Origin of the sequence: Halorubrum halodurans (assembly GCF_002252985.1) — an archaeon.
Taxonomy (GTDB): Archaea; Halobacteriota; Halobacteria; order Halobacteriales; family Haloferacaceae; genus Halorubrum; species Halorubrum halodurans.
This window is the reverse complement of record NZ_NHPJ01000113.1, coordinates 1-6,867: the sequence shown is the minus strand read 5'-3', so window position 1 is coordinate 6,867 and position 6,867 is coordinate 1. Positions and strand designations below refer to the sequence as shown.

General features: G+C 73.2%; 6 protein-coding genes. 3 read left to right on the top strand and 3 right to left on the bottom strand.

The genetic code is table 11. From position 1 onward, the window contains the following. The first annotated feature begins 281 nt into the window (after positions 1-281). Positions 282-863: a DUF7523 family protein gene (locus DJ70_RS13055; RefSeq protein ID WP_094533708.1), complete on the top strand. Its 582-nt coding sequence runs from the start codon at positions 282-284 to the stop codon at positions 861-863. Positions 864-1,130: 267 nt separating this feature from the next. Further along, complete coding sequence (ilvA, locus tag DJ70_RS13050) at positions 1,131-2,384, top strand: threonine ammonia-lyase (RefSeq protein ID WP_094533706.1); 1,254 nt, start codon at positions 1,131-1,133, stop codon at positions 2,382-2,384. An 18-nt stretch (positions 2,385-2,402) separates the two neighbouring features. Here the strand turns inward: ilvA and DJ70_RS13045 are convergent, their stop codons facing one another. After that, the gene (locus tag DJ70_RS13045; RefSeq protein WP_094533704.1) at positions 2,403-3,317 is read right to left on the bottom strand and encodes an alpha/beta fold hydrolase; all 915 of its coding nucleotides are present in this window, start codon (positions 3,315-3,317) and stop codon (positions 2,403-2,405) included. 144 nt (positions 3,318-3,461) lie between these two features. Here DJ70_RS13045 and cysS point away from each other — a divergent pair, with 144 nt between their 5' ends. Beyond that, the gene (gene cysS, locus DJ70_RS13040; protein WP_094533702.1) at positions 3,462-4,937 is read left to right on the top strand and encodes a cysteine--tRNA ligase; all 1,476 of its coding nucleotides are present in this window, start codon (positions 3,462-3,464) and stop codon (positions 4,935-4,937) included. Between the two features lie 33 nt (positions 4,938-4,970). On the opposite strand, the gene pheA is transcribed toward cysS, so the two are convergent. Beyond that, entirely contained in the window at positions 4,971-5,777 is an 807-nt protein-coding gene (gene pheA, locus DJ70_RS13035) for a prephenate dehydratase (RefSeq protein ID WP_094533700.1), read from the bottom strand. A gap of 49 nt (positions 5,778-5,826) precedes the next feature. Continuing rightward, the coding region (locus DJ70_RS13030) for an outer membrane protein assembly factor BamB family protein (protein WP_143421029.1) at positions 5,827-6,867 on the bottom strand (1,041 nt) is incomplete at its 5' end.

The window sequence follows — 6,867 nt, the reverse complement described above, 5'->3', positions numbered from 1 at the left end:
GCCGCCGGCGACACCGCAGGGAGCGAGTGAAACGAGCGACCGAGGAGCACAGCGAGCGCATCGAGTCCTCGCGACTGGGGCTTTGGAGATGTTCACCACGCCAGCAACGATCGCCTTCTACTCACCCCGATCACACACGAAACACCCGTTCTATAACAACTCTCAGTGCTCAGCTGTTTCAGGCAATAACGTGTTTGAAGAATAGGAATTCAATAGAGTCACCGAACCGAAAAGCGAACCCGACCGAAACCGCCATGCCGACCGCGCGCGCAGGGGCGGGCATGTCGCTGGCAGCCGACACCCGCGAGGCGGTGCGGGATCGTCCCTTCCTGCTCGACGCGCTCCGCGCGGGGGTCCTGAACCACAGCGCGGCCGCCGCGTGGCTTCTCGAGTCGGCCGACCTCGACGGCGACCCGGACGCGGTCGCGACCGCGCTCCGGCGGTTCCGCGAGGAGCTCCCGGCGTACGCGACCGCGGACCGAACCGCGAGCGTCACGATACGGAGCGGCGTCGGGATCGCGGGTGACGGCGAGTCCGGAGGGGCCGGTGACTCGGGGTCCGGCGACCCCCTCCTCCGGGTCGGCGGCGCGGCGGTCGTCCCCGAGGGCTCCCACACCGCGCTGCTCGCGACCGGCGAGGTCGACGCCGCCGCGCTGGCGGCCGCGCTCGCTCGTCTCGACGCGGCCGGCGTGGCGGTCGCGGCCGCGGGGGTCGCGGCCGCGGGGGACGCGGTTTCGGGTGTCGGGGTGTCGGGGGACGACGACGGCTCGCTCGTCGTGGTCGTGGGACGGCGCGACGGGGCGAGCGCGCTCCGGGTCGTCGAGGACGCGCTGGCCGCGGTTCCGGCCGTCGAGGACGAGTGAATACGTGACCGGACGACGACGACCGTCTCCAAAGCCCCAGCCGCGAGGGCTCGCGCGGCTGCCCCGTCGAGTCCTCACCCCCTCCGTAACCGCACCTCACGCCTCCCCAGCCTCGGCGGCCGCCCTCCGCGTCGCTCCGGTCGGTCGCCTCCCTCGCGCGGTGCGTTCGCGCCCCGCCGGGGCGCTCACGGCACGCGCCGCCGCGGAGAGGTGAAACGCGGTTCCGCAACCGAGTCCTTTTCGCGTCCGGGCGTGAACCGGCCGCCCATGTCCCGAGTCACGATCGACGACGTCGAGGCCGCGGCGGCGCGGTTCGCCGACGCCGACATCGTCCAGCGTACCCCCGTCCAGCGGAGCCGGTCGCTCTCCGAGCGGTGCGGCGCGGAGGTCAGGCTGAAGATGGAACACCTCCAGCGCACCGGCTCGTTCAAGCCCCGCGGCGCGTACAACGCGATCTCCCGGCTCGTGGAGTCGGACCCGTCGGCCGAGCGGGTCGTCGCCGCGAGCGCGGGCAACCACGCGCAGGGGGTCGCGCTGGCGGCGACCGCGGCGGGGCTCGACTCGACGATCGTGATGCCCGAGTCCGCGCCGGGCGCGAAGATCGAGGCCACCCGATCGTACGGGGCCGACGTGGTCCTCGAAGGGGCCGTCTTCGCCGAGGCGATGGCCCACGCGCGGACGCTCGTCGACGACCCGCGAACGCGGTTCGTCCACGCCTTCGACGACCCGGACGTCGTCGCCGGACAGGGCACTATCGGGCTCGAGGTGCTCGAACAGGCCCCCGCCGTCGACACCGTGCTCGTCCCCGTCGGCGGCGGCGGGCTGGCGGGCGGGGTCGCGACCGCGGTGAAGGCGCGCGATCCCGACGTGCGCGTCGTCGGGGTCCAGACCGAGGGGGCCTCGACGCTCTCGGAGAGCCTCGCCGCCGGCGAGCTGGTCACCCGCGAGGAGCCCGACACGATCGCCGACGGGATCGCCACCGGCGGACTGAGCGACCTCACCTTCGACCTCCTCGAGGCACACCTCGACGGGGTGGTGGTCGTCAGCGACGACGACGTGGCCGCCGCGATCCTCCTCCTTCTGGAGCGCGCGAAACAGATGGTCGAGGGCGCGGGCGCGACCGCCGCGGCCGCGCTCCTCGACGACCGGATCGTCGAGGAGCTGGAGCTGGCCGGCGAGACGGTCGTCCCGCTGCTGTGTGGCGGCAACATCGACATCACGTCGCTCCAGGAGGTGTTGACCCACGCCCTGGTCGACCGCCACCAGCTGGTCGAGCTCACCGTCCGCATCGACGACACGCCGGGGAAGATGGGCGAGATCGCGACGCTGATCGGCGGCGAGCGCGCGAACATCCGCACCGTCCGCCACGAGCGGAGCCGGCCGGACCTCCCCGTCGGCGACGCCGACCTCGTCTTCGAGGTGGAGACGAACGGCCCGGCCCACATGGAGCGCGTCGTCGAGGCGGTCCGGGAGGCGGGGTACGAGGTGACCTTCCGGACCGACGTCGGCTCCCGGCAGTAGCGCGGGGGATCGAGGCCGCTACTCGGGCGCGGCCCACCGAAGGACCTCGGACCCGCGGTCGAGCAGCGTCCCGAGGTGGTCGGCGTCGACGGCGCGAAGCGTCCCGCCGCAGGCGTCCGCGAACGCCTCGACCGGCGCGATCGGGGCGTTGTCGTCGCGGACCCCGTGCCACGCGCGGACCGGGAGGGCGAGCCGGTCGGGGTCGACCGCGTCGGTGGCGAACGACCGGCTCTCGCGCTCGACCGCGCTCGCGCCGCCCCCGAGCAGCCCGCCGGAGAGCGCCTCGTGGAAGTCCGCGGCCGTCGCCCGCGCGACCGCCGGAGGGACCGCCCGGTCGGTGTACTGGGAGACGACCGCCTCCGGCCCCGAGATCGACGCGACCCTCCCGAAGAGCGGGAAGAGGAGCCGGATCGCGTACGGGATCCGGGCGAGCCCGGCGAGCCCCTCGTCGCTCGGCGGGACGACCGTGCTCACGAGCGCGAGGCGGGCGATCCGGTCGCCCTCGGCGGCCGCGATCGCGAACGGGCCGCCCCCGGAGAAGCCGCACGCGCCCGCCCGGTCGATCGACTCCGCGCGGAGCACCGCGCGCAGGTCCTCGCGCCAGTCGTCCGGGCCCCAGCCGTCCGGGGGCGACGAGGAGCGCCCGTAGCCGGGGCGGTCGGGAGTGACGAGCCGGATCCCCGCGTCGACGGCGGCGTCGGCGAGCAGGGCCGCGAACAGCCGCGAGCCGGGCGTGCCGTGGTGGAGGACGACCGGCGACCCGTCCGCGGGACCGCAGACCGAGTAGGCGATCTCGCGGCCGTCCGGGAGGGCGACCGCGTCGGTGCTGAGTGTCGGGTCGTCGCCGGCGGCGGTTCGGGCTGGCGGGTCGTCGCCGGCGGCGGGCTCGGCGCCGTCCGTTGCGTCGGCGCCGGCGGTCGCGTGCTGGTCCATCGGTGGATCGACGTTTCGGTCCCGGTTTCATAACCGATCGGATGGGTCAGGTTCGCGTTGTAGCCTTCCCGGCGACCCGTCCGAGCACCCCGCTCCGGCGACGATCCGACGATTTCAAAGCCTCCCCGCGGGTACCGGCGCGTAATGAGTCTCGTCGTTACCGACACCCTGGAAGACGAGCGCGTCGAGTTCACGGCCGACGGCGACGTCACGCTGTACGTCTGTGGACTGACGGTGTCGGACGACCCCCACCTCGGGCACGCCCGGCTCTGGTTCCACGCCGACGTGCTCCACCGGTGGCTCGAGCACCTCGGCTACGACGTGCGCCACGTCGAGAACGTCACCGACGTCAACGAGAAGATCACGGCCCGCGTGGGCGAACGCGAGGGGTGGACCGAGGAGCGGGACGTGGCCGAGACCTTCACGGCGCGCACCTTCGACGCGATGCGCGGGCTGAACCTGCTGCGCGCGGAGGTGTACCCCCGCGTCACCGAGCACGTCCCGGAGATCGTCGACCTCGTGGAGACGCTGGTCGAGAAGGGGTACGCCTACGAGTCGAACGGCTCCGTCTACTTCGACGTCACGACGTTCGACGACTACGGCACGCTCTCGAACCAGGACGTCGAGGAGCTGGAGGCGCAGGGCGAGCCGGACGAGCGGTCGGAGAAGCGCCACCCCGCGGACTTCGCGCTCTGGAAGGCCGGTGGCGTGAGCGAGACCGCCGCCCGCGAGCACGCCAAACACGACCACGGCGACGCGGTCCCCGCGGGCGAGACGTGGGCGTCGCCGTGGGGTGAGGGGCGCCCCGGCTGGCACGTGGAGTGTTCCGCGATGTCGACGACGCACCTGGGGGAGACCCTCGACGTCCACATGGGCGGTCGCGACCTCGTCTTCCCGCACCACGAGAACGAGATCGCCCAGTCGGAGGCGGCGACCGGCGAGGAGTTCGTCCGTCACTGGCTCCACGTCGGCCTGCTGGCGATGGACGGCGAGAAGATGTCCTCCTCCGTCGGCAACTTCTGGACCGTGCCGGACGCCCTGGAGGAACTCGGCGTCAACGTGGTCCGGACGTTCTACGCCGGGGCGGCCTACCGCTCCGAGCAGGCGCTCACCGAGGAGACGATCGCGGAGGCCGAGGAGCGCTTCGAGCGGCTCTCACGGACCCACGAGCGCGCGGTCGACGCGCTCGACTCCGTCGACGCGCACGCGAAGACCGTCGACGAGGAGTTGCGCCGGGCGGTCGCGGACGCCCGCGAGGACTTCGAGACCGCGATGAACGACGACCTCAACCTCCGGGAGGCGACCGCGGCGCTCCTCGAGCTCACCGACGCCGTGAACCGCCACGTCGACGCGGATCCCCCCTACGACTACCGCGGGCTCCGCGAGGCCGTCGAGGCGTTCGATGAGCTCGGCGGCGACGTGTTGGGCCTCCAGTTCGACGCGGCCACCGACGGCGACGTCGACCTCGCCGGCGACGTGGTCGAACTCGTCCTGGACGTCCGCGAGGCCGAGCGCGAGGCGGGCAACTACGAGCGCGCCGACGAGCTCCGGGACGCCCTGCGCGACGTGGGCGTCGAGATCGAGGACGGTCCCGACGGCGCGACGTACCGGTTCGAGTAGGCGGGAGGAAGGCGATCGGCCCGTCGAGACGTCCTACTCCAGGACGTGCTGGGTGTCGTACGATCCCAACACTCGGACCCAGCCGTTGTCGGCGATCGCCTCGACGTCCTCGACCGCCTTCGCCATGTGGTCCTCGTAGAGGCCGGCCTCGACGTCGAAGTGGAAGAGGTAGTCGCCGAGCCGCTCGCCGCTCGGGCGCGACTCGATCCGCGAGAGGTTGAGGTTGCGGTCGGCAAAGGCCTCCAACAGTTCGAGCAGGAGGCCGGGGTAGTTGGCGTTCGGGTAGACGATGAGCGTGGTCTTCCCGCCGGCCTCCGAGCGCGCGCTCGTCGGGCCGACCACGAGGAAGCGGGTCGCGTTCGAGGTGCGGTCCTGGATGTCCGCGGCGAGGATCTCGAGGTCGTCGCCGGCGTTGTCGGGGTGGCCGATGCCGGCGACGCGGGCGTCCTCGCGGGCGCGCTCGACCCCGCGGGCGGTCGAGGCGACCGCCTCCAGCCCGGCCGAGGGATGGTTCGCCTCCAGCCAGTTGCGACACTGCGCGAGCGCCTGCGAGTGGCTGGCGACGAGGTCGAACTCCGACGACTGCGCGAGCAGCGCGTGCCGGATGGGGGTGACGACCTCGCGGGTGACCGCGACCTCGTGGTCGGCGAGCGCGTCGAGGCTCTCGGAGACCGACCCCTCGATGCTGTTCTCGATGGGGACGACCCCGCGCTCGAACTCGTCGCTCGCGACGGCGTCGACGATGGCGGTGACCGACTCGCGGAACGACACCTCTGCGGCGACGGCCCGCGCCGCGCGGTGGGAGTACGTGCCGGCGGGACCGAGCGTGACGGCGTTCATCGCGTCGACGTAGACGCCGGGGTGCGAAAAGCGTGGTGGGACCGGGGTGTCACAGCAGTCCGGGGTCCTCGTCGTACCGCTGGAGCCACACGAACTCGCCGGTGTCGAACGCGAACGCGACCGTCTCGCCGTCGATCCAGCCGTCGACGGGCGTCGACGATCGAGTCTCGAGTCGCCGCGTCCAGGCCCGGCCGCCGCCGGAATCCTCGGAACCGACCGCGACCGCGTCGCCGTCCCGGTCGACGAAGTATCCCCGCTCCGCGCCGACGACGAGGGAGCGGCTCCGGTCGCGACCGGGCGCGATCCCGCTCCGCCACAGCGGCTCGCCGGAGTCGCGGTCGAGGACGCGGAGCGTGCCCCGGCTCACGGCGGCGACGCGGTCGCCCGTCACCGTCGGCGGCGGCCCGCCGCCGTCGATCCCGGTTCGCCACGCCTCCGCGCCGTCGACGAGATCGAGTGCGAGCAGGTCGTCGCCCTCACGAAGCAGGACGAGGTCGCCGTCGACGACGAGGGCCGATCCGGCCCCGGACTCGCGACGCCACCGACGGGAGCCGTCGGGCGCGAGCGCGACGACCGCGTCGGCCGCCGCGACGACGACGCCGTCGGGACCCCCGGCGTCGCCACACCACAGTCCGCGGACGTCCCCGTCGACCGCGACCGCCCAGTCGACGTCCCCCTCTCGGGCGGCGATCACGAGCGACCCGCTCCCGACGTACGCGCCCGCTCCGTCGGCCGCGATCGGCTCGGCCTCCCGGCGTTCGACCGGCTCCGTCCCCGCGGCCGGCTCCCCGATCACGTCGGCGAGCGACGCCCGCCAGTCGGGCGCGTCGACCCGCGGCGAGAAGTCGGGGTCGCTCCCGTCCGCGTCGTCGGCGCGGTCGGCACGCGTTCCGTCTCCGGATTCGTTCCCGCCTCGTGTTTCGTTTCCGTCCTCGGTCTCGTTCCCACTCCCGGACGTCCCGCCCGGATCGTCGTCGTTCGTCGGCGTGACGGCGATCACGTCCCCGGTCGATTCGCGGAGGTACGCCCGCTCCCCCGCGGGGCCGAGCGCCAGCCCGACGCTCAGGCGATCGTGTCGGAACGTTCCGAC

Excerpts from the sequence above, each read along its gene's own strand:
- DJ70_RS13055 (WP_094533708.1), top strand. The coding sequence starts at position 282 with ATGTCGCTGGCAGCCGACACCCGCGAGGCGGTGCGGGATCGTCCCTTC.
- ilvA (WP_094533706.1), top strand. The coding sequence starts at position 1,131 with ATGTCCCGAGTCACGATCGACGACGTCGAGGCCGCGGCGGCGCGGTTC.
- DJ70_RS13045 (WP_094533704.1), bottom strand. The coding sequence starts at position 3,317 with ATGGACCAGCACGCGACCGCCGGCGCCGACGCAACGGACGGCGCCGAG.
- cysS (WP_094533702.1), top strand. The coding sequence starts at position 3,462 with ATGAGTCTCGTCGTTACCGACACCCTGGAAGACGAGCGCGTCGAGTTC.
- pheA (WP_094533700.1), bottom strand. The coding sequence starts at position 5,777 with ATGAACGCCGTCACGCTCGGTCCCGCCGGCACGTACTCCCACCGCGCG.